At 57.8% G+C, this 22,401-nt stretch carries 11 protein-coding genes, 1 tRNA gene, 1 pseudogene and 1 other annotated feature; of the genes and pseudogenes, 5 read left to right on the top strand and 8 right to left on the bottom strand.

Annotated elements, in window-relative coordinates; translation table 11 throughout:
* Nucleotides 1-3: 3 nt before the first annotated feature.
* A complete protein-coding gene (locus tag ACQY1K_RS03050; protein ID WP_430258276.1) occupies nucleotides 4-3,519 on the bottom strand; it encodes a DEAD/DEAH box helicase in 3,516 nt (1,171 codons plus the stop codon).
* The gene (locus ACQY1K_RS03045) at nucleotides 3,506-4,291 is read right to left on the bottom strand and encodes a HamA C-terminal domain-containing protein (protein ID WP_430258886.1); all 786 of its coding nucleotides are present in this window, start codon (nucleotides 4,289-4,291) and stop codon (nucleotides 3,506-3,508) included. The genes ACQY1K_RS03050 and ACQY1K_RS03045 overlap by 14 nt, the downstream gene beginning before the upstream one ends.
* Nucleotides 4,292-4,929: 638 nt before the next feature.
* Here ACQY1K_RS03045 and ACQY1K_RS03040 point away from each other — a divergent pair.
* Nucleotides 4,930-5,409, top strand: a complete 480-nt coding sequence (locus tag ACQY1K_RS03040) for a hypothetical protein (RefSeq protein ID WP_430258275.1) — start codon at nucleotides 4,930-4,932, stop codon at nucleotides 5,407-5,409.
* A 109-nt stretch (nucleotides 5,410-5,518) separates the two neighbouring features.
* Here ACQY1K_RS03040 and ACQY1K_RS03035 read toward each other — a convergent pair whose 3' ends face one another.
* Nucleotides 5,519-6,052 (bottom strand): inositol monophosphatase family protein, encoded by a 534-nt coding sequence (locus ACQY1K_RS03035; protein ID WP_430258274.1) that lies wholly within the window; start codon nucleotides 6,050-6,052, stop codon nucleotides 5,519-5,521.
* Nucleotides 6,053-6,554: 502 nt separating this feature from the next.
* Here ACQY1K_RS03035 and ACQY1K_RS03030 point away from each other — a divergent pair.
* The 4 genes and pseudogenes from ACQY1K_RS03030 (at nucleotide 6,555) to ACQY1K_RS03015 (ending at nucleotide 9,945) form a co-directional block, all read left to right on the top strand.
* Nucleotides 6,555-6,636: transfer RNA gene (locus ACQY1K_RS03030), tRNA-OTHER, on the top strand.
* 48 nt (nucleotides 6,637-6,684) lie between these two features.
* A complete protein-coding gene (locus ACQY1K_RS03025) occupies nucleotides 6,685-7,383 on the top strand; it encodes a hypothetical protein (RefSeq protein ID WP_430258273.1) in 699 nt (232 codons plus the stop codon).
* Between the two features lie 145 nt (nucleotides 7,384-7,528).
* Nucleotides 7,529-8,769, top strand: a protein-coding gene (locus ACQY1K_RS03020) for an IS3 family transposase (protein WP_430258272.1) whose coding sequence is annotated in 2 segments (ribosomal slippage) — nucleotides 7,529-7,823 and nucleotides 7,823-8,769 — 1,242 coding nt in all. Because the reading frame shifts where the segments join, the coding sequence is not laid out codon by codon here.
* Nucleotides 7,810-7,938: a sequence feature (AL1L pseudoknot), on the top strand. (Overlaps the previous gene by 129 nt.)
* A 118-nt stretch (nucleotides 8,770-8,887) precedes the next feature.
* A pseudogene (locus tag ACQY1K_RS03015) lies at nucleotides 8,888-9,945 on the top strand (LysR substrate-binding domain-containing protein).
* Nucleotides 9,946-10,303: 358 nt separating this feature from the next.
* Here ACQY1K_RS03015 and ACQY1K_RS03010 read toward each other — a convergent pair.
* From ACQY1K_RS03010 to ACQY1K_RS02990, 5 genes are all read right to left on the bottom strand, one after another.
* Nucleotides 10,304-11,119 (bottom strand): hypothetical protein, encoded by an 816-nt coding sequence (locus ACQY1K_RS03010; RefSeq protein WP_430258271.1) that lies wholly within the window; start codon nucleotides 11,117-11,119, stop codon nucleotides 10,304-10,306.
* Nucleotides 11,116-13,422 carry an AAA family ATPase gene (locus ACQY1K_RS03005; RefSeq protein ID WP_430258270.1) on the bottom strand — a complete coding sequence of 769 codons (2,307 nt, stop codon included), beginning with the start codon at nucleotides 13,420-13,422 and terminating at the stop codon, nucleotides 11,116-11,118. The genes ACQY1K_RS03010 and ACQY1K_RS03005 overlap by 4 nt, the downstream gene beginning before the upstream one ends.
* A gap of 862 nt (nucleotides 13,423-14,284) precedes the next feature.
* On the bottom strand, nucleotides 14,285-15,589 hold the full coding sequence (locus tag ACQY1K_RS03000; protein ID WP_430258269.1) for an McrC family protein: 1,305 nt from the start codon (nucleotides 15,587-15,589) through the stop codon (nucleotides 14,285-14,287).
* Nucleotides 15,589-18,066: an AAA family ATPase gene (locus tag ACQY1K_RS02995; RefSeq protein WP_430258268.1), complete on the bottom strand. Its 2,478-nt coding sequence runs from the start codon at nucleotides 18,064-18,066 to the stop codon at nucleotides 15,589-15,591. The genes ACQY1K_RS03000 and ACQY1K_RS02995 overlap by 1 nt, the downstream gene beginning before the upstream one ends.
* A gap of 263 nt (nucleotides 18,067-18,329) precedes the next feature.
* Nucleotides 18,330-21,956, bottom strand: coding sequence for a DUF3427 domain-containing protein (locus ACQY1K_RS02990; protein ID WP_430258267.1), 3,627 nt, complete (start codon nucleotides 21,954-21,956; stop codon nucleotides 18,330-18,332).
* Between the last annotated feature and the right edge of the window lie 445 nt (nucleotides 21,957-22,401).

Here is a 22,401-nt window from a genome sequence, read left to right as displayed (position 1 = left end):
CCATTAGGCATCCGCCTTCGGCCAACGCAATTTGCCTCTCCCAATACGCAGGGCCTCAACCAGCGTCGTGTTTCCCGGCAATCGACCCGAGAAGAGGCTGGGCTTGGGATCGACTGCTGACTTCTTGAATGCAGCGACTCTTTGATAGTCGGGCGTCGCCAGCCAGGTGCGCCCATCGCCATCGTCGGTGACAACGCGATAAAGGCCGGCAGGCGGTGCGGTGGCGATGTCAAGCAGACGTTTGTAGTGTTCGGTCGACCACTTCTGGATGCCGCCGCTGAGGGCCTCGGTACGGAAGCGTGCCCATAGCGCAGCGGTGTCGGGCGTCGGCCATTGGCCGGTGTCTGTATAGGCCGTGATCTCGTCGGATTCGAGCCAAACCCGCATCTCGGCGGGCGTGACGAAGATCGGTTTGGCATCTTCGATCGCGGCGATAGCTGCACGCCGTGAAGGAAGGCCCGCGCGGATCAGCATCGCCATCATGAACTGTGGGACGCCAGTTTCGACCGATCCCGCCGCACCACCCGCCACCGTGTCTGGCGACCAGCCGAGCGACATTCGGCGGGTGCGGACAGCTTCTAGCGCCCAGACTAGGCGATAGGTGAAGGCCTCCTCGACCGGGCGCATGTTCTGCGGCCCAATCTTGGCGACATCCTCACCAGAAACCCAGCTTCGGAGGATGACTTTCCAGTTCGCGGGCAGCGCTTTCGCCTTATCAGGGATGAACGGCCGCATGAACAGCAGGCGCTCCCCAAGGCCGCTGAGCGCATCGACAAGCTCGTCGATGTCACCGCTCAGCGATGCCACGTCAGCACGGTCGAGCAGTGCAGCCAACTCGTCGGCCATTGCGTCGATTGAGAGGCCTGCCTCAAGGCCAACGCCCATAGCAAAATGCCCGCGCCGCGCCGGCGCAGTGGTGGTTTTCCAAATAAGATCGGCACGTGCTTCAAACACCTTCTTGTGCAATGGGGCGACGTCCTCGTCTTCGCGGGCGATTTGACGTGCCCAGAGCGATCCTTTGAGCGCTTCATCCAAGAGCTTCGGCAGGTCAGCGCGATCGGCATCCAGCGCTTCGATCAAGCCGAATACGGTCGCGTCGAGGCGCTCGACGATTTGCGATAGCGGCTCCTCATCGACGCTTTCTTCCTCGTCACCGCCCCCGCCACCGCCTTCATCTTCTTCGCCATCGGCACCGCCATCGTATTCCGCGCCGGCAGCGAGGCGCTCGGCGACCGCCGCTTCTTCCTTGGTCGATCTCCATGCTTCGCGGGCATTGGCGAGATATTCCCAGGCATCATCGCGATCCAGGACACCTTCGCGGGACAAGCGATCAAGGATCTCGGCGACGATCTGGATGAGGCCGCTTTTCAGAGTGCGGGCCTTGGCGGAGGCGACCAGCGTTCGCCACTCCTTTTTCCGCCAATCGATCTTGTCAAACATGACGTGGACTATGAGCCCTTCGACGTCCACGAAGGCACGCCCGGCGCGGCCAGCGACGTTCGCGAACTCCTCGCCTTTGATCTTCTCGGACGCCCGATACAACGCTGGTACCAACAAGACGGCGGCGTTGAGGTTTAGACCCTGTGACAGCGTCGGCGACGCGACGATGACTTTCAGGACACCCTCAGACAGGAGGGCTTCCAACTCACGCAGGAACGGGCTAGGCAGCCGGCCATGGTGGATAGCGACGCCCGCTTTCAAGCAGGCGACGGCGGGATGGTCCTCGCCCAACCATTCTTTTCCCACCTCTAAGGCACGCGCGATGGACGTTTCGTCTTCCAGCAGCGTGTTCAGATAGCCGCGCTTACAAAGGTCTACAACTTGTTTGCCGTAACTCTCGACCCAATTGGCCTGGGTAGAGAAGATCAGGGTCCGCTTGCCCTGGCCTGCGAACTCCCACGCCGCGAACAAGGCGAGGTGTGAGTTTTTGCGCGGATAGGGCTTCTTCTCTTTCCCAAGCGCCGCTTTCTCTACAACGAACTTGTCCAGAAAGGGACCATCCTCGTCGAGGTCGAGCCGGAGCGACCCTTCTTTACTCCGCCAGGTGAGTGCGCCGAACCGCTGTCGCGTGGGTCGCCAGTCGGAACGCACCGGCTCGCCCGGTTCGTCCAAGCGAATCCATGCGGTGAGATCTTCTAACTCGTCGCCGCTGGGCAGAATTGCGGAGAGACAGACAATCCTGCGTTCGCCAGCATCCGCGCGGCGAAGCAAACGTTGCACCAACGTCTCGTAGCGTATTTCGCGCTCGCTTGGGCCGATCATGTGGCCTTCGTCGAGGACGATCAGGCCGACATCATCAATCACCGACGAGTCGCTTCTCAACGCGAAGTCGAGCTTCTCGGGCGTCGCGATGATTATCTCGCGGGTGCGTAAAGCGTCTTCATCGCCAGCCGAAAGACCGCTGGCGCCATAAAGCGAGGAGACGCTGAAATCGAGCGGCGCGAAAGTCTTTCTGAAGGACCGCTCGGTCTGGGCGGACAGGGCGCGCAATGGCGTCACGATCAACACTCTGCGTCCGGATGACAGGGTCATCAACGCGGCGATCTCAGCCACCCGCGTCTTACCGGCGCTGGTAGGCAAGGCCACGACCAGATCGTCGGTGACATCGGTGGAACGCCGGGCAGCTTCGCGCTGCGATGGCCATAGCTCCACCTCGGAGGTCTTGCGGGCATAGAGCGACGAGATGAACAGGCGCCGCAGATCGGGGTATCTCTCTTCTGTCCCCTCAGGCGGGTCGGTCGGCAGGGTCTGATGCAGCGAATGCTGCCAGAGGTCGTCGACTAGATGGCGGCAGAGATTCGAAATCCACCACAGCGGCACATTCTCCGCATTGTCCGCCAGACTGACTGCCGTGGTGAGCAGCGTCCGTGCGGTCTCGAGCGGCTCGGATTCGCCTGTCTCGAGCGCGAAATCAAAATACGCCAGCGCTCGGCAAATCGTCGTGTTGAGGATAGTCGACAGCACCTCGTCGATATCAGGCTCTTCTCCTCGTAGCGCCTCCGCGATCTGCTCATCGCCGTGAACGTCATCGTCCAGCCATTCGCGAACGAAGCCACGCAGTTGCTCGAGATCGCGCAGGATGAGGTGTCGAATCGCTGTTTCACCCGGCGAGGCGTTGAGGTCGTCTGCCGTCTCGTTGAAGAGCGAATAGGCGACCGCCGAAAAGCCGGCCAGATGGTAGGCAGCAGCAGCGATCATGCGACGGAAGCCGCGGTCGCGTGCCTCCGGATCGCCGTTGCGCACCAGGGCTTCGAACGAATTGGCCGCACGCTCGAACGCCTTGCTGGTCAGCTCTGAGGCGCCAGCCTGGGCACGCAGGGCCATCGCGCCCCGAAGCAGTGCAAAGCCGTGTTCGGCGAGATCGGTTTCAATTGTCGCGCCGAGGGGTGGCGCATTCGGTGGCAGCACGCCCTCCTGTCGCATAAGCGACCAGGCCGCACCGCGATATAAGAGGCCCCCAAGGATACCGTCGGCGGTAGCGGTCGTCAAGAATACCGTCAGTTCGTCAATCGTCTCCAAGGTCTTCCGCCTCCTGATACATGGCCGCGATGAAGTCCTGGTGATCTTCGACGTGAATGTTCACAACGTAGTGGTCCCGGTTGGTCCCTGTGGCGTCGAGATCACCCTTCAAAGACGCGTGGGGCCCGTTGCCCGACACGGTGAAAAGCATGTGGTCGATGCGATCGGCGCGAAGTGATTTAAGGCCTACCTCGTCACGGAGGCTGCGGCCCAGCGCATTGTCGTCCGTTTCGTTGCTCTCCAACAGGCGGTTGGCAACGAACAACAGAGAATCGGGTGTGCAGCGGCCGTTATCGCGGTTGAGTACATTCCGCGCGCTCGTGACCGTGGCCTTGCCGAGCAGCTTATTGCTTTTTGCTTCGCCCTTTAGGAGCCAGAGCTTCTCACCAGCCTCATCATATCCGGCGCCGATGAAGTCGTCGCCACGCATGGCCATGTTGCGGCCGTCCTTATAGCGGAGGCGGCGCACCGGGACGCGCAGGCCGATCTCCTCCTCGACTAGCTCAGTCGCGAGAATTTCGCCGAGATCGCCGGAGCGGCCTCTCGGAGTTCGGGGCATCGCCTCTCTGAGGATACTGGCGGCGACATTATATCCAAGTCGCTCGACGTCGTCGGCGATGCGTTCAAGTCGATCATAGTGCGAACGGACAGTCTCGGCGAGGTCATCGCGAATTTCATCTCGGCCCGCGTGCTTCTCAACATAGGTCCAGTAGTGCTTCCGCTTGTCCTTCTCTTTGGTGGCATCGCACCACCTCTTGTATAACTTCCCCATATTACCCCCGAAATGGTGTTCTTCTGCCCCTGCGCGATCAATACGGGCCGCTTGCCCTACGCGGTTCAACCGCAATTCAATTTCGTCTGTAAGCATAGACCGAACGCAGAATCGATGCTCAGGCACAAAACCTATCGTAGTAGATCGGGTGCGATTCAATCGAAAATGTCAATTGCACCCTAACTTCCCTACTCACATCAGAAGAGAGGGCTCCTTTTAGAATTCAGCGAAGGGATTTTCATTGACAGGAATAATGGCGCATAGCGTAAATTATTTCCGCAGTATCCGCTGAGGATTGAGGTGCGGGCCGCCTTCGCCGGACGTCGTCTTTACACAAATGTGAAGCCCTCCGAGCGTCCAGGCTAAAGCTGGGAGGAGTGTTTGAATTTGGCTTGATGACTTGTGAATGTTGAGCCATTAGAGCTCTGAAAGCGAACGACCTTTAAACATCAATCAGTTCGATACGATCTTTAGCCCAATAACGGGCCCGTATTTTTTCGTTAACTGGGGGCGCGTATATTTGATGTTGCCCTAGCTCTAGGAATTCGGAAGTGCCGGCAATGTACAGTTTCGACGGGAGAGACCGATCTTCATGGGGTCAAACCTACTGACTGATTGCCGTACAACGGGGTGAGGACTTGGACCTAAAAGCTGAAACAGAAATAAAGCCCTTTTTGGCTCAGATGGCATCCACCAACCAAGTGTCTGATAGTGCGTCAGCGTTGATCAAGTACGGTCGCGAGTTTCGCCCGTTAGGTCCGAACCCACCTTGGTTGCGTGTCGGTGCCCGCCAAAATTGTTTCAATAATTCGTTGGCATACGCCGTTGTGCGTAGTGATGTTTCCTATGCCGAGGGGTACGCAATAGAACCGGACCTTGTCATTCCAGTACATCACGCCTGGTTAGTCGATTCTACCGGGAGAGTGATCGATCCTACATGGTCTGACACCACTGATCATCTGTATTTTGGCATTGCGTTCAAGCGTGATTTCGTAATCGAAACGATGAAGAGGAACGGTAACGAAGCCGGGATCCTGGTCAACTTTCATCTTCTGAGGCGGCGATACCGTACGCCGCAGCTACTGGAAGAAGCGATCAAAGCGGCGCAGGTCGAATAGAGCTTCGCTTCGTGCTTATCAGGACTTGGCGAACAAGATATCGTCGAGCGGGCTCAGCTTGTGCAGGAACGCTTGGCTTCCGCAGGCAAACCGAAGCTTGGAGGTGAGATCAGTGCGATCCCAGTCGATCGTGTAGGCGACTCCGAGATTGGCGAGGATCGGGAGTGCGGCCATGACATCCCATGTCGAGTCCCCTCAATGACAGATAGCCGTCGGTCTCGCCCATCGCCACTTCAATCAGCGACATGGTGGCAGACCCGCAAAGCCGGAAATTGATGCCGAGATCATCCGAGATGAAACGGATGGCTTCGAGCTGGTCGGCAGTCGAAACCGTAGGGTGGAAACTGAACCCCGTCGATGCCCGCGACAGGTCGAAGGCCGGCAGCGGCTTCATCGGAGAGCCGTTGCGGCGCGTTGGCACCGTATCACCCCCGACAAGGGTCAGGTCGCGAACCGGGGCATGGCTCACGCCAAAGACCGGTCGCCGGTTCTGGTAAAGCCCGATCGAGACCTCCCAGTTCTGGCCATCACGCACGAAATTGAAGGTCCCGTCGATCGGGTCGATGACCCAGATACGGCCCGACGTGCCGGGGACATCGCCACCTTTCTTGCCGAATATACCGTTGTCCGGGAAGGCGTCCATCAGCCGGCGATCAGAAGTTCCTCCACCTGCCGGTCCGCCATGGTGACGAGATCGAGGTGTCCCTTGCTCTCAACAGGAAGGTTGGCCAGTGACCGGAAGTGGGTTAGCGCCAGTTCCCGGCTTGCCTCGCGATGCTTTCGACGATGATCTCGGGCGAAGGTGCCGACAAGGCAGGCGTATGCATGTCAGCCACGGGCGCGGCCCCTCAACCTTGCCATCTGGGCGACGTCATCGCCCATTAACTGATCCAGCTCAGCCGAGACGATGTATCGTGGTTTACCTGAGTGATACCGCTCGCTGCTCGTCGTTTCGACCATGTAGCGTCAGCTACTCTCGACGTTCTCGGCAGAACAGAGTCGAAGGCGAAATCTCGAGATGACACCACGTCCTTTGATATCCCCAGATCCATGAAGACGGTCTTCAGGTTAATCATAGCCACACTCTCGGCACGTGACGCTCTCTGATTCACGAGAGATTAACTTATTCCCAAATACAAGTGTCGTGGGTGGTAGCTTAGCAAGGTTAAAGCGCTCGTAGAGGCTCCGGCATCTAGGAGAGACCCCGGTTCGATTCCGGGCCGCCAGAATGCAAGTAACGTTGCATTCTGGCGGCTCGGAATCTAGGAGGCGAGTGTGGACGACGCGAAGCGTAAAGCTATTTATGAAGCTCAGTGCGCAAACGTCAGAGCTCTCCTCGCTGCTCGTAAGCAGATCAAAACCAATATAAATGAGGCGCTGAGGACTAGGAAAGACCACCAGGCTGAGACTTTAACGAAAACTCTAGCTGTGGTGTTTACTGCATGGGTCGAAGCCAGCTTTTCTAAGCTGTTGCATACTCCGGATGGGTTCGATTTGGCGCAGATTGCGGCGGTTAAGACCGTATCGAGTAAAAACGTTGTCCAGGGTTGGGAGAAGTGTATCGACGTTGCTATCCAAGAGCATGACGCCGATGCGAGCGGCTTTGATCAGTCAGACAGGCAGCGTCTTCAGACCGCAGTTGCAGACCTAATCAAAAGTCCGAGTGAACTCAGAAACAAGATCGCTCACGGCCAGTGGGTTCGGGCCCTTAATGGCAAAAACACGGATGTTAATCAAGCAGCCACCGAAGATATATCTGAACTGTCAGTCGTTAAGTTAGACATGTGGTTTGATTGCCAGACGAAGCTCTCTGTAATAGTCGAGCACTTAATTGTCTCTCCGAATAAGGCTTTCATAAAGACATACCGTAAACTTATGGATGAACTTGAGGATATGTTTCGTAAGCGGTCGAGCTGGACCTTGGAGGCAAAAAGATCACGTCTGAGGCAGAAAAGAACTGTCTATAATAGCTAGATGTGCTTTTTCTTGGAGTGATTCTCCTGGGTGTGGGGAGCTGTGCCGGGATAATCCTTGGAACCCCTCCAGGGGCGTCCTACGCGTGACCTTGAACCGCGCCGGGTTTGCCGGAGGCTCCAACTTCTGAGAAAGTGGAGCCACTATGAGCAAGACAACGAACAAGTTTTCACCTGAAGTCCGTCAACGCGCCATTCGTATGGTGTTGGATCACGAAGCTGAGCACCCTTCGCGGTGGGCTGCTGTTTCATCTATTGCGGCCAAGATCGGTTGCTCGCCAGCCACGCTGCACGAATGGGTCAAGAAGACCGAGGTCGACAGTGGTAAGCGAGCAGGCCTGCCGAGCGATGTCGCCGAGAAGATGAAGGCTCTGGATCGGGAGAACCGCGAGCTTCGTCAGGCCAACGAGATTCTGCGCAAGGCTTCGGCCTATTTCGCGATGGCGGAGCTCGACCGCCCCTTCAAACGATGATCTCGTTCATTGACGAACACCGTGGGGTGTTCGGGCAAATGCCGACTATTGGGCCGATCTGCAGGCTTTTGCCGATTGCCCCGTCAACCTACTTCGAGAACGTCGCCAAGCGGCTGGACGTGGATCGCCTGTCGGTCCGAGCCCGCAGCGATATCGGCCTGAAGATCGAGATACGCCGGGTGTTCAATGAGAACTTCCAGGTCTATGGCGTGCGCAAGGTTTGGCGGCAGTTGCAGCGGGAGGGCTTCGACATCGCCCGCTGCACTGTTGCTCGGCTTATGAGGGCAATGGGGCTGCAGGGCATCATCCGTGGCAAGCCGATCCGAACGACGATCAGCGGCAAGGCCGCCCCATGCCCACTCGACCGCGTGAACCGGCAGTTCTTTGCTCCCGCGCCGAACATGCTGTGGTTATCCGATTTCACCTACGTGGCGACTTGGCAGGGCTTCGTCTACGTGGCCTTCGTCATCGATGCCTTTGCACGCCGCATTGTCGGTTGGCGGGCAAGCCGGACCGCACATGCGGGCTTCGTCCTCGATGCCTTGGACCAGGCGCTTCATGATCGGCGGCCCGTCCATCGCGGTGGGCTAATCCACCATTCCGATAGGGGCGTGCAATACGTGTCCATTCGCTATTCCGAGCGACTGGCGGAAGCGGGCATCGAGCCCTCCGTCGGAAGCGTTGGCGACAGCTATGACAATGCTCTCGCTGAAACGATCAACGGTCTTTACAAGGCAGAGGTCATCCATCGGCGAGGACCATGGCGCAACTTCGAAGCTGTGGAGTTCGCCACACTCGAATGGGTCGATTGGTTCAACAACCGCCGTCTTCTGGAGCCCATAGGCAACATACCGCCAGCCGAAGCCGAGGAGCAGTATTACGCCAGCCTGGACGCACCAGCCATGGCCGCATAACTTAAACGAAATGGCCTCCGGCAAACCCGGCGCGGTTCACCTTCACATCATTGGAGGTCACATGGCAACAATCGGAAGACTACGAGGACGCTGACAAGCGCAGGTGCGTCGTCGCGGCATGAAGCCTCGGTGCAAGTCCTTTGACAGCAAACTCGAAGCCGAGAGGTGGGCGCGCGATCTGGAAGCCCAGGTCGATCGCTTCGGCGCTGCCCCAGACACAAAGATCCACGAAAGCACGACGCTCAGACAGCTTCTGAAACGCCACCAACGTGAGATCTAGCCGACCAAGCGCGGGTCCATACAGGAGATCCAGCGGATCGACGTGCTTCGTCGTCATGATCTCGGCTACCGGACGTTGATCGGTCTCAGCCAGCAGGACATCGCGTCGTTTCGGGACGAGCGGCTCCAGTCGGTAGCTCCATCTACGACCGTCCGCGAGCTGGCTACCCGCAGCGTCGCTACCGCGGAAGCCGGCGAGCGCCTTCGTCAGACCATAGGTCCGCATCTCGACGGGATCGAAGCAGGATTGGCGGCGCTGGGGGAGCTTCGAGATCGACCTGCAGGTCATCTGCGGGTCACATCCGTCGAGCATGCTTCAAAGACAATCCTGGGCCCTGCACTGGCAAGGTTACTACCGACTATCCTGAGATCACGGTGGAGATCATTGACGATTACTGACTGACCGACATCGTGGCGGACTGGTTTGACGCCGGCATTCGGCTCGGCGAACAAGTGGCACAGGATATGGTGGCAGTCAGGAGCGGGCCTGGTTTCGAAATGGCGGTGGTCGGTTCTCCATCGTATTTCGAGACGCGGACCGCGCCCGTCACGCCCTATGATCTGACAGGCGTTGTGTGTATCAGCCTGCGCCTTCGGACGTCTGGAGGATTTTGGTCATGGCCGTTTGCCAAGGACGGGCGGGAGCTGAAAGTGCGCCCGCAGGGGCAGGCTGCCTTCAATGCGATCGGTCTTGCGCTCGATATGGCATTGGCAGGCGTCGGGCTGGCGTATCTGCCGGAAGATACCGTGCGTGAACACGTCGCCACAGGACAACTAATCCAGGTCCTGGCCGACTGGTCGCCTCCCGCGTCGGGCTATCATCTCTACTACCCAAATCGTCGCCAACTGACGCCTGCCTTCGCCCTGATCGTCGATGCCGTTCGCTATCGTAGCTGACCGTACGTTTCGGCCCTCGCTGGAAGCCCGGTTCTGGCGCACAAGCGACGTGACGCGGCCACCGGACGATGTCTGCTTTAAGACAGGTATCATTACTTCCCCTACGACCGACATGGGGCGCAAAGCGGAAATAATTTCCGTACTGGCGCGGCACGGCTGAAGTTCTGATGACCGCTGTTGGCGAACAAAGGAATGCCGAATCCGACACTATGCTACCTTTCGGGCAGGCGGGACCAAGACCTGTATGACCGGAATGCGCCCTCAAACCGGCCGTTCGACCAATACTCGCGATTTCCTCAAAGTCGACATTGCTTATGGCGTATCCTCCGAACTTATGTCGACCAAGCCTGTACGCTGGTTAGCGGTACCCTGCCCGACCGCCTGGGATCATGTTGAGCCGCCTATTGTCGTCCCAATGGCCGCGCACCAGCGCTTCTTCCGCTTTATAAAGCGCCTCGGCATCGTTCGTGACGGCCATCACCTTATGGTGGATGTAGGTCACTCGCTTCGCCTCCAGTTCCTCCCGCAGTGTACGGTGGAACAGCAGGTTGCTGCCCAGGCGCATCGCGCGCCGATGCTCGGCCCAACGCGTCTTCCAGCTTCGAGTTGTGATGCCGACGTAGAAGTAGCCATCGACGGGGTAGGAGCCGCCCTCGCCGAAAATGTGTTGGTAGAGCACGAACGACTTCTTCGGCTCATCATTCGGCGCGATGAGGATGTGGGCAGGTGCCGAGAACAGGATGCTCGGTTCCATCACGTGCGCTGACGGCATGTTAATGTCGAAATTGCGCGCTGCGGCCATGAGCGCCGGGTCAGTCACAAGATCGAGGCGGATGACAGGAGATAGTATAAGCTCGCTGGGTTTTTGAGGTTTGCCAGACCTGTATTCGTTTGTGCCGATCGACACGCTCCTATGTCCCTCGCGCATGCGTTTCAGAGGCGCGACGAACTTCAAGCCGTTTCGCATCGCGACCATATGGAAATCCGGGATTGCGTCGCCAGCGTTAATCCGGATCACGCCACCTAGCTCTCGCGCGCTTGTAAGCCAGAACCTGCCGTAGTCCGTCTCACACCAAACGCGCAGCCGTTGTTCGACCTCGCCATGTAGCTTGTGCATCGGGGTTGGGGTAAGATGCTTCCACCATGCCCTGTCGATTGAAACCAGGCTGGTCATCGCCTATCCAGCCGCTGGCTGCTTGGCGGCTTCCGTGGGCTGGCAACAGGAGGAGCCGCTACTGCGCCAACCGGCGCCGCGGCCACTCCGCTATCTTCTGAATGGTCATCGTTGATGCGCATCATCATACGGTAGTGCGCGCCGTGCCCTGTGCGCTCGAACACCTTTCTGAACACGTTCAGGTAGCCTTGTACGGCATTGTCATCTACGGCGACGTAGATGTCATCGTGCGAACTGTGCGATCCGTCGTTGATCCACGAGAACAGCGAGGCGCAAATCTGGGCGTCGCGACCTTCAAAAAGTGCTACAATCTCGTCCTGCTTCAGCCCGCCGAGCATGGTTAGATAGTTCTCGACGATCCGGCGCATCGTGTTCTGGATCGTGAGGTTCGGTCGGTCCGGGTTGCGCACCTCATCCCACAGCAGCTCGTAGGATGTCTTGACCGGGTTGTAATCGTAGTGGGTGACCGAGGACACGTTCTCCCGCTTCCGAACGATCCAGAAAGTCTCGAACTGTCGCGCCTGGCCACGGCGCTCGCGGTCGAAGCTGACCTCTTTGTGAAAGTAAATGTTGTGCGTGAGCACGAACACCTGCCGCACGTTGCCTGCGTTCTGCCGCACGTCGGAGATGACCTTCCGGATCAGTGCACTGACGACGAACAGGACGTCAGCGTCCAGACTCGAGACGGGATCGTCGAATACCACAACCTTCTCGACTGCGGTGCCGGTGGTCGAAGTGCTGCCAGCTAGTTGGTGATAGAAGTAAAGGAAGGTGATAAAAGAGCGCTCACCCTCGCTCAAGGAGTGAGCTGCGTCGCTCCCGTCCAGTCGAACGAGGCGATACATGTCGTCGCGCTCACCAGCCACCTCGAGCCGGAAGTTGGAAAAGCCGTACTGGCTGAGTATCCTATTGATGGACTCTACCGTCGGGCGAACGCTGGTGATCGTCTCCTCGATCGCGGAGAGTTGGCCTCTTAGCTCCGCTCGCCGCGTGGTTTTGTCGCCAATGCTCCGGCGCATACCGTCTATCGCGCGGCTAAAATTGCTTGTTAAGGTCAGGTAGGTGTCGAGGTCGGTGCGTCTTTCTTCGACGACAAACCTCCATATCTGCGCGGTCAGCGTCGACTTCGCGCTCGCGAGGTTGCGGACGGTGGCGTTGTACACCTCAGTCGCCTCATTCGCGGCTGCGATCAGGGAAGTGATCGCAGCCGTTAGAGCGACTGTAGCGTCGAGTTCTACCACACCACTCGGCTCCTTCCTTTTCGCCGTAATGCGTTGGATGTTGAGTTCGAAAGCAGTCTTCAGCGCCGCGGTGCGTTCGCCAAGGATGACTGGGTCCACAAACCTATGTGGCGCCGCAACAAGGGCGTCAATGCGAGAGATGACGGCATTGATGGCCTGCTCGTACGACGCCGCGAGAATGTCAATCGAGGCGAGATCAGCCTGATACTGCTCGTCGAAGAACGCGTTGAGATCATCACGCAGTCCGGCGGGCGCTGGTTGTTGGCAGAATGGACAAGGGCCGTCGGCCTCGGTCAGATATCCAACGCCTTGCTTGACCCAATCACTGTTGCCGAGGCGGCCAATGAGAGCGGCCACGACCACATCATCGCGGCCGACAATGCTTCGCGCGAGGATCGGAGAAACCTCCAGACTCGCGAAAAGGTCAAAGGAAATCGGAGCGATCACGATCTCCGGCGTCGCGATATCCTGGAAAACGGTGGCCGCCTCTGCTTTCAGGGCGTCCACCGTCTTCAATTCCGAAATGTTACGCTCTGCCTCGGCAAGCAGTTTCGTGAAGAAGTCGCTCTTCTTGCCACGGTATCCCGTGAAGGCGTCCATGAACGCGTCCTTGTGGTCGACCTGCGACTTCCAGCACGCCTCGATCAGCGCTGAGCGCGCCGCTGCAAGTTCGGCCTCGCGCCCGCCGGTGCCGTCCTCTCCCACAAGGTTCCGGCGCAGGTTTACGATGTCGCTATCGAGTCGTGCGATCTCGGCCGAAAGACGCTCTATCTCCGCTACCGCCTGTGTCGAATCCTCACCGAGCGTAAAGATGCCCTGCATTTGGTCGCCGAAGCTGGCCTCTGCGAAATCTCGGTTAAAGACCAGGGTCGCGAGCTCGCGTCCGTCGCGCCAACTGACAGTATATCCCGCACAGATCGACGGGTCGTGGACGGCGCGCGAGATCGTCGTCTTGCCGCAGCCGTTGTGGCCGAACAGGTAGTTGATCTTCTTCAGATCCGTCAGCCGCTCACCGGTGATCGGATAGGTCGCCACGTCCGCTATTTCGATCTCAGTGATCAAGCGATTTCCCCCAACACCACTCTACCCGCGATATCATCTTCAGGCGGTCCCATAACTGACATGGGAATTTACCAGCCAACTCCGTCGCAAGGACCGACAACGCAACCTTAACTAGCAAAAAGTATTGGAAACGCCTTTAACAGGCAAGTGGCTTCATGCGTTTACTGATATTCTGTGGGCTTAAAATTTGCATGATCCTCACCCAGTTCAACAAGGCATGTGGAGGCGAGCCTGCGAACTATGATCCCTACTATCTCATAGCACTCGTGGTCGTCTCATGCTGTCCAGCGGAGAAAATTCGAACCGATACCTGATGTCTCGGACGCTCTGTATATTTCCGCTTCATCAGTCTTACTCTTCGGAACCGGACCGACAGCTTACAGCCCCTCTCCAGTCGTCTAGCACCCCTTCACGACGTCCGCATTATGACGTGCTGCGTATGAGGCCGCACCCACGAGGCGATCCCTGGTGCAGGCGAGCGCGACGACCGCCTGCATGGCCGACAAAAGAGCGAAGAAGTAGCAGGGCGCAGAAGCGCCGCAACTTTTGTCCAAGCGGAAATTACCTCCACCATCCCCGCCGGTTGACTGATGCCCAAAGCCAGGGCACAAAGGTGACATCCACGGTCGCTCGCGATCAGAAAAAACACAGCGAATTCGGCGCTTCATCTAAGCCATTGAAAAGACAGTGAGAATCCAGGTCTCCCAGAGAAGTCTTTTTCGACCGAATTTTCGATCCAAATTGGCGACCATCTCCCGCACGGAAAAGTGGCGTCTTGTGAATAAGTTGGGCCATCTCGTCGCAATTTCTTCGGCTATCCGTCGCGTTCGAGGATGGCTGATGATGTTGGCTGGGGACCCGTTCAACTGCCTCCGAAAACGTTTGGAAAGAACTTGTCTCTCAGGCGTGCCGCAAGATCCTTCCCGTTTGCCACGTCGACGCTGCCGGTCTCGACTACCGTCTCCTGACCTGTGATCCGGAACTGCGCCTGGACACCCTCATTGGCGCCAAGCCCATCGTGATGGGGATAGAGCAGAGTCAGCTTAGGTGACTTGTAGAGATGAGCGTAGGCCATCATCTGGTAAACATCACCCTGAGAAACACCCAGCTTCGGATCATCAATCCGCGCGGATATTCGTTTCCATTTCGTGTCGATGACATGGGCTACCTGTCCATCCCGCCAGATCAGGATGTCGGGCTTGGTTTGAAACAAGGCGCGGTCGTTCTCGACAGAGGTGAGGCAGAAGAGCCGCCCACCCTGCAGCGTAACGCGGAACTCGGTTCCGGCGAGAGCGCGCGTGACCAGTCGTCCGACATACTCCTCAAAAAGGGCGTTCATCTCGAATAGGAGGGCACTCCCTTGTCCCGAGCCACTGCTAGTCGTCTGGTATCGACTACGCAAGAACAGTTGTGCCATGCCGAACAGATCCTGCCAGGCGCGATTTGTCCGGTCGATGATGACCTCTCGCCATTTCAGGGCTGGCACCGGAACATCTGAGATATCGGCATAAACAAAGGCCAATTCGCGAAGGCGCTGCTGATTGGCCGGACTCCGTGACATCCTTGACACATGCACTACGGCGGCTTTCATAATTTGGTTGAGCGCGATGTCTTGCGATAAGTCATCGAAGCGACATGCGAGGCGTCCGGGGTTCAAGGCATGACGAGTAAATTGACGCGGCACATCGAGCGTGCCGCGCAGCGCGGGAAGATCGTCCTCATGATCGAGATAACGCCTAGGCATACCGCGACGGATCGCTTCGGTCAGCTTGTCACAGAATATCCGGATCAGGATCTCAAGAAGGGTCTCGCGCTGCCAGTCGAGGTCTGTAATCCGCCCCATTTCGATCTTCAGATCCAAGGCGACCGCGAGCATATGGACGAGACGCTTGCGGATAGCAGCGTTCTGCCGCTCCGCCCCTTCTGCTCGCATAACGTCGATCTTTGGGAGGATTTCAAGGCTGCAACCCTGCGCAGCAATTACACCCACGACACCTCGGGCCCGTAGCTCGTGCCGCCGATCCTCCAGCACACCACCCCCGCCCCGGCCGGCAAAAGGCGAGGTCTTGGTCAGAGCAACCAGCCGGCTAGCAAGATGTGCTGGAATGGAGCCCTCCACGTCGCCATGGGGCAGCGTATCCCACTCCCGCACAGTGTAGGACGACATCAGACCTCAAACTCCGAGAAATCGAACGAGTCTTTAACGCGCCAACGTAGCTTTTCACCGGAGAGGTCGTCTTCGGCAATGCTCGCAGGAGCGGCAAGTCGCCGTGCTTCCAGAAACCGCGGCTTGCCTTGCCCGGTGTCGCCCAGAACGGCGGCAACCTTGGACCAGTCCTCGTAGAAATACTCCGCCAACAATGGGATTACTTTGTGGCGCATTACCTCCTCGACATCGCCACGTGTCGCGCAGCCGGTAAAATAGGCGTGGCCAATCTGATGCTCCCGGTCGAAGAGAAACTCGACCCGGTCGTTGATCGTGGTCAGGAGGTTCCGCAGATCAATCCCGCCCGTATTTGTGGGAAGAACCAACGGGTTCGGCATCAGCTCACGGAACGTGAACCGGCGGCGCAATGCGGTATCGAGAAGCGCAATGGACCGGTCGGCCGTGTTCATGGTGCCGATGATGTGGAGGTTCGCTGGAACCCCGAAGGGTTTCTTCGAATATGGCAACACGAGGCGGATTTCGTTCGGCATACCCAGCCGCTTGTCGGGCTCCAAAAGCGTGATCAACTCGCCGAAAACCTTCGAGATGTTTGCTCGATTGATCTCATCGATGATCAAAACATGATCCCGTGCCGACTGATTTGCACGAGGTGTCTCATCACCGAAAACAATTGCTTCCAGGGCGTCCCAATCCACCAGTGACTGATTGAGCTTGTAAACTGAATGACGTCTGAAACCTCTGGCGTAAAAGCGGCTTCGTTCTGCTCCGGCGTCTTCTCGCCAAAGCCACTCTACATGCCGGCGATGCGGATGGAATGCTGCCTCGGGGTCGTAGAAATATTCACCAGTGACCCTGCCAAACGCCTGCATTCGATCACGTCCATCAGAGACCACGACATAATCACCAACCTGCATGTCTGCCCTGAAAGAGAAGGTGATTACGATGTTTCCATCGTGGCCGGTCGCGTCGGGATCCTTCTTTGCTCTCCATTCAGATTGTATTTCATCGAAGTCGTCGAAACGTTCGTTCGACCAGTCAATGTCACCGCCCCAGCCCACATGGATGAGGTTGTTGTCTAGGCCAAATCGAATCCGGTAACGGTCCTGCTCAATTTGCCGGTTCCCGAGTGCGACCTTGAACACGCGTGCAGAGCGGTCAAGCCTGCGCGGGGATCCTTCAGAGACTTGGTCGAGCCGTGCGCGCTCGCTGACTCGCTTGAATACGCCGTCGTGGGATTTCAAACGAAAACCGGTCGTGACTTCAACATCCTCGGGCCCCTCGCCGGCTTCATCGCCGGTGCTTGGCCGAAGGCCTTCGACAAATTCCTCGTAAGACATAGACTGGTGGAAGGTGACGAACTCGATCCTTCCCTCGCTGACTAAGCGTCGATACTCGACCATCAGCGCGTTACGCTTCTCGCTCCCCTGAAGCGCCGCTGCTACCTGTTCCCCAAGACAAAGCCGAACGGCCTCCCATGCGGTGCGGTAGGTCTTGCCTGTGCCCGGTGGCCCATAGAGAATCAAGTTGGTTGCTGAACGCGTTGAGCCTGCACTTTCTTCTGTCACGGTGGCCGCCTTCGCTTGTGATGCGAGCTTGTAGGTGAAGATGGTGGAGCTGCTGGGGTTCGGGTCGGTATGTATTGGCGGTGGCACCTGAGCCAATTGCTGAAACTTCTCGCCTCCGAGAGCTTGGCAGATATTAGGAAACGCATCTTGCAGGCCCATGGTCGCGGCGAGATCGCCAGCTCGAACGGAAACCTCAGTCGCGCCCTGTTCCCGTGCCGGCTCGATGAAGTAGTTCAGCGCACAAAGCCTAATACGGTCGGCGCCTCGCAGCACATGTTCTTCCTTTGGTATTTCAGAGGGAGTGTCATCACTGTCGACAATGATGAAACCGCTGTTATGCAGTAGTGAAACCGGGCCGCTCGGCTGGTTCCAACCACCGTGAATATCGGTCGTGCCCAAGAGAAACGCCACAATGGGCTTTGTGGGGTAGAGGCGGTTCTCGCGACCGCGGGTAGAACGCACCCAATAATCTCGCGGCTCACCAAAAGCACTGAAGATATCCGCATGGGCACCGCGGCTCCGAAATGCTTCGAATGCATCGCAAGCAGCTTCTATGGCAGCGCGTGAGAAATGACTTGGCTGCTCGTTAGTGCCGCCCTCCGGCGGAATTCCTAATTGCCGAGCGATCTCTGGATCGAGCTCGTACCGAACGAGTTTCTGAGCCCCAAACGTGAGGTAGTTGACTGAGCCACCCGAGAACGCCTGGCAGCGAGCCGCAAGCCCATCGATCAACATAGCGCGTGCTACTTCCAGCCAATGTTCTGTGTGAATGGCTTCGTCGGCCCGGTTGCTGGCGCCCTTCGGCTTTATTTTGAAGATCGATCTTCCTGTTCCACCATCCCGTACGGGTCGATAAGGCAGCCCTTCGCGATCGTAAAAAACGAGCGGTCTGTCTGTGGTGAGCAAGGTCATCTATGGGTCTCCAAAAGCACGCGGCGTGTTTACCAGACTTATCTGCTCGTTTGCATTACCATTCACCTCGCGGAGCCTCCGTGGTCCGAAAGTAGAGCCGGCCATTTGACACACAGTACAGCGGAGTTGATCCGGCCAATGAAACAGGAAACTGATGCCGCGTAATCTCCTCCGCCAATGAAGCGGTGATGAAGACAAGAAAGGCCCCTCTTACTACCCTGACGCACCCATTTTGTCTGACTGAACTGGAACGGCGCGATCGGTCAGACCTTCACTTGTGACAGAAGCATCGATGGCACCGCCTCACGTAGCCGCCAGGTCACCGTAACCGGCATCTCGCCTGTCCAGGTTACGAAGTCCACCTCGCCACAGTAGATGAATGGTGCCGGCTTGGGTCCGATCTTCTTCGTCTTGCGAACCAGCAGATGGATGTGTAGGCCCAGCCCGCGATGGTCGCGGATCATCTCACCATGCTTGGACGCTTGCTTGGTCCTGTTTTGGCTTTGCCATGAAAATTCCGTGGCAGAGATGAAGTGATCGGCATAGCGGTGCTCGTCGAGCATCCCCTCCTTCTCTAAGGTGACCAGCAGGAAGATATGAGGCGGTTTTGGCACGAAGCCCGCGTTCCATGTCGCCTGATCGAAGGTCAAGCCGAAGGCTGGAGGGATGTTTTCGCGTGAATACCGCTCCCAAAGCTGAAGGCCGGCTTGTGCCTGGCTTTGCGCACCCATTGGCTCTATATGCCACGTATTGTTTTGGAAACGGAGCCGGACACGATCGCCTCTGCCAGGCAGCCCGGCATCGTCGCCGAACCATCCGCGCAAGATTTTAGGCAACTGGTTGGACGGCTCGCCGGCTCTTCGCACAACGTTGATTGCAATCTTGCCAACCGTCGCCACCATCGGCTGACCACCGACGACGACATCCAAGGGACCTTCTGCTAACTGGGCCACACCGGACGTCGTTGGGAGGAACAGGATAGGCAGTCCGCTCGTGTTTCGCGCAACGCGGCAGACGGCGTCCGCCAGCTCGTTGTGACCTCCACTTCTGCTCAGATATTGCGCGAGACGCCAATCGAGGATTTCCTGCAGCAGATGGCTAAAGGTCTCCCTGTTCCTCGGCGCTCTCGCGAACCTAAATAGCTCTCCTTCCAGAACGAAATAGGGCGTGCCGTTGCTGTCCCGCAGCTTCGTCAGGACATCTATCGGAAATTTGAGTAGCACCGCTCTAAGCGCTTTCCGATCCGCGAGATCGACAGAGAAATCCTGCTGGAGCTTGTGAATGCGGAAGGCCAGCCGCGCAACGCGCCCGACAATCTGATCAACGGTGCAGCGATCCTGCACGGTCTCCCCGTCGAACAGTGCCAACATCGTCATGAGCTTGTAGCTCCGGGTCAGTTCGGTTTTCTCCATTTCGCGGAAGAAATCCTCATGCTCCAACCAGGTCGCTCGCTCCAGATCGTCCAACCCGCGCATTCGTACCACGAAGCCGAGCCAGGAGCGTTCGCTGCTGCTTCTCGGATTGCTGCCGGAATGAAAAACCTCCGACGCTGTGGGCCGGACGCCATGCCGCTCCAAGAAGTCGCGGTAGAAATCTTCCAGCGCATTCTCGGTACTGGCCGGTTTTACCAGCATGCGCAATATGTCGATCGTAGCGAGATCGTAGGTCACTTCGCAACCGGTTGGCAGACTGATCTGATCGCCTTGGAGCTTTTCCAGGAGCTCTCGGATGTGGCCGCTGGACGACGCATCAACATTCGCAATCGAGGCAATCGCGCGGAGCTTCGTGAGGAAGATGCGATGGTTGCCGATATAGTCGATGACGACGAGACGGTCCTTGTTCGCAGACTTTCGCAACCCACGTCCGAGTTGTTGCAGCCAGATGATGGTCGATTCCGTCGGGCGTAGCATCAATACGGTGTCGATGCTCGGGACGTCGACGCCTTCGTTGAACATGTCTACGGCAAACACCACGTCCAGTTCGCCCGCTTCCAGTCTCTGGAGCGAAGTAGCCCGCGGTGCAGAATTTCCGCCGGCGTGAACGGCAACAGCGGAGACGCCCTGCTGGTTGAAGAAGTCGGCCATGAAATCGGCATGCGTTTGGGAACAGCAGAAACCGATGCACTTCGTCCCACCTCGCAAGCGATACTGTTCGAGCGCGTTCTGCGCGCGCGCTTCTGTAGCGACGGCGGCGGTAAGCTCGGTTAGGTCGAACTGGGCACTACGCCAGGGGATATTCCGGTAATCGACATTGTCCGGGACGCCGAAGTAATGAAAGGGGCAGAGATGCCCGGCTTCAATCCCTAGATGAACACCGGCCTGGAAGACGAGGTTCTCCTGGCAAAGACCGAGGAGATCAGCTCCATCGCTCCGCTCGGGCGTCGCGGTTAGACCGAGGAGAAACTGTGGTTCGAAGTAATCGATGATGCGGCGGTAGGTCGTCGCTGCTGCATGATGGAACTCATCGATGACGACATAGTCAAAGGTGTCCGGGCGAAATTGCTTGATCTGGTTTACCTTGCCGAGAGTTTGAACGGAGGCGAAAAGGAGATCGGCATCCGTGTCCTTGTAATCGCCCGACAACCTTCCGATCCGAGCTGTCGGTCGCATACGTCGAAATGTCTCGATCGCCTGATTGAGTATTTCCTCGCGATGGGCGACGAAGAGGATGCGACGATATTCGAGGCGATTGCTGTCAAAGGCTGCCAGCCAAGTCTTGCCAAGACCGGTAGCGAGAACAACGAGGCCCGCAGTAAAACCGTCCTGCCGCGTGTGCTCGAGCGCTGCGAGGGCCTGCCGTTGGATGGCGTGGGGTTCGGGAGGGGGCAGCGGCAGCTCGTATGCCAAGCCAGCATCTTTGAAGCCTAGCGGATTTCTCCGGCTTTCATAGCGGTTGATCCACTCCGAGGTGACGGAGACGGCACTATAGGAATTAAACAGGTCTTGGAAGCCATTGGTGATCTGGGGGAAGGCCGATCGGTCGTGGCTGGAAATGACCTTGTAGTTCCACTCGATGGATGTGGTCAGCGCCGCCTCTGACAGGTTCGAACTGCCGACGAATGCCACGCCCTCCCTGCCCGACAAAAAGATATAGGTCTTGAGGTGAAATCCTTGTGCCGCAGCCTCGAAGACCCGGAAAGTCAGATCCCCGTCGAGATCGGCTAAACGCCGCAGCGCCATCGGCTCCGTTACGTCCATGTAGTCGCCGACGAGAATTCGGGCTCTTCCGCCACGGGCTAAAAAATCTTTCAGATGCTCGACGATCAGTCTGGCCCCGCTGTCAAGCAGAAATGCTACTGCGATGTCGCAGGCGTTTGCCTCGTCCATATGCATGATCAGATGGGGCAGAAGGTGGTCGCCTCTGCCAGTGATCAAGCGCTTCAACGCTCCGGTGCTGCTCACTTCCTGGGCAAGGTAGTTGGCCTTGTGCGGAATAACGTGCCTGACGCCGCCTCTCGGATCGTCGACGTCACCCATGTAGCGCGGAATGACGTGCAGGTGAAAATGGGAGACCGTCTGCCCCGCAGCTTCAGCTAGATTGAACCCGACGTTGTACCCGTCTGGCTTATGCTTTCGTTCGATCTCAATTTTGGCCCTGTCGATGTTCTGCCAGATCGACTGCTTCTCGTCCGCTGAAAGATCGTCCCATGTCGCCGCATGTCGTCGTGGAACGATGAGTAAATGTCCTGGCGACACCGGGAAGGCGTCCCACAGGGCGACGACTTGATCGTCCATAAAGGCGATGCGGCTCAGTTCGGCGGTGCAGAAAGGGCATTGGATCATCGGCAAACTATGGGCCGCATCGCCGATGCATCCCAGGATCGCTGATGCTTTTCCACACAATGATTTTGAGAACCCGCTGCGTTTTTTGGCAATTGGCTCAGGCGCCATCCAATGTGGAGCCGTGAGGTGGAAGCGCGCTCAACCAAAGGATGAGAAAGGGCCGCTTCGTCTCAAATTATTTGGCGCAAACTTGCCGACGCGCTGATCACCTCTGGGAGGCGGCCGGAATGCAAGCTGTGAAGGGAATGAGCGGTCGTTAACAAGGTGATGGCCAGACAAACAACTTTGCCCCAAGAGCGGAAATTATTGCCGGGATACCTCTTCTGTTGCCTGAGGCCCAAAGCCAGGGCACAAAGGTCGCATCCACGGTCGCTCGCGGCAGGAAAACAGAGGGGATTCAAGGCTTTCCGATAAGAGGTCCCAGGCAAGTCATTTTGGAACGATTTTTCGATCTAAATTGACGACCATCTCCCCCCCCGGAAAAGTGGCGTCTTCTCAATACGTTGGGCGTTCTTGGCCGCACCTCCTTGGGCTGTCGCGTTCGAAGGCGGCT

The organism is Neorhizobium sp. IRS_2294 (genome assembly GCF_050500145.1).
In the GTDB taxonomy this organism is placed as follows: Bacteria; Pseudomonadota; Alphaproteobacteria; order Rhizobiales; family Rhizobiaceae; genus Neorhizobium; species Neorhizobium soli.
The sequence above is the reverse complement of the archived record's forward strand: the minus strand, read 5'-3'. Positions and strand labels throughout refer to the sequence as shown.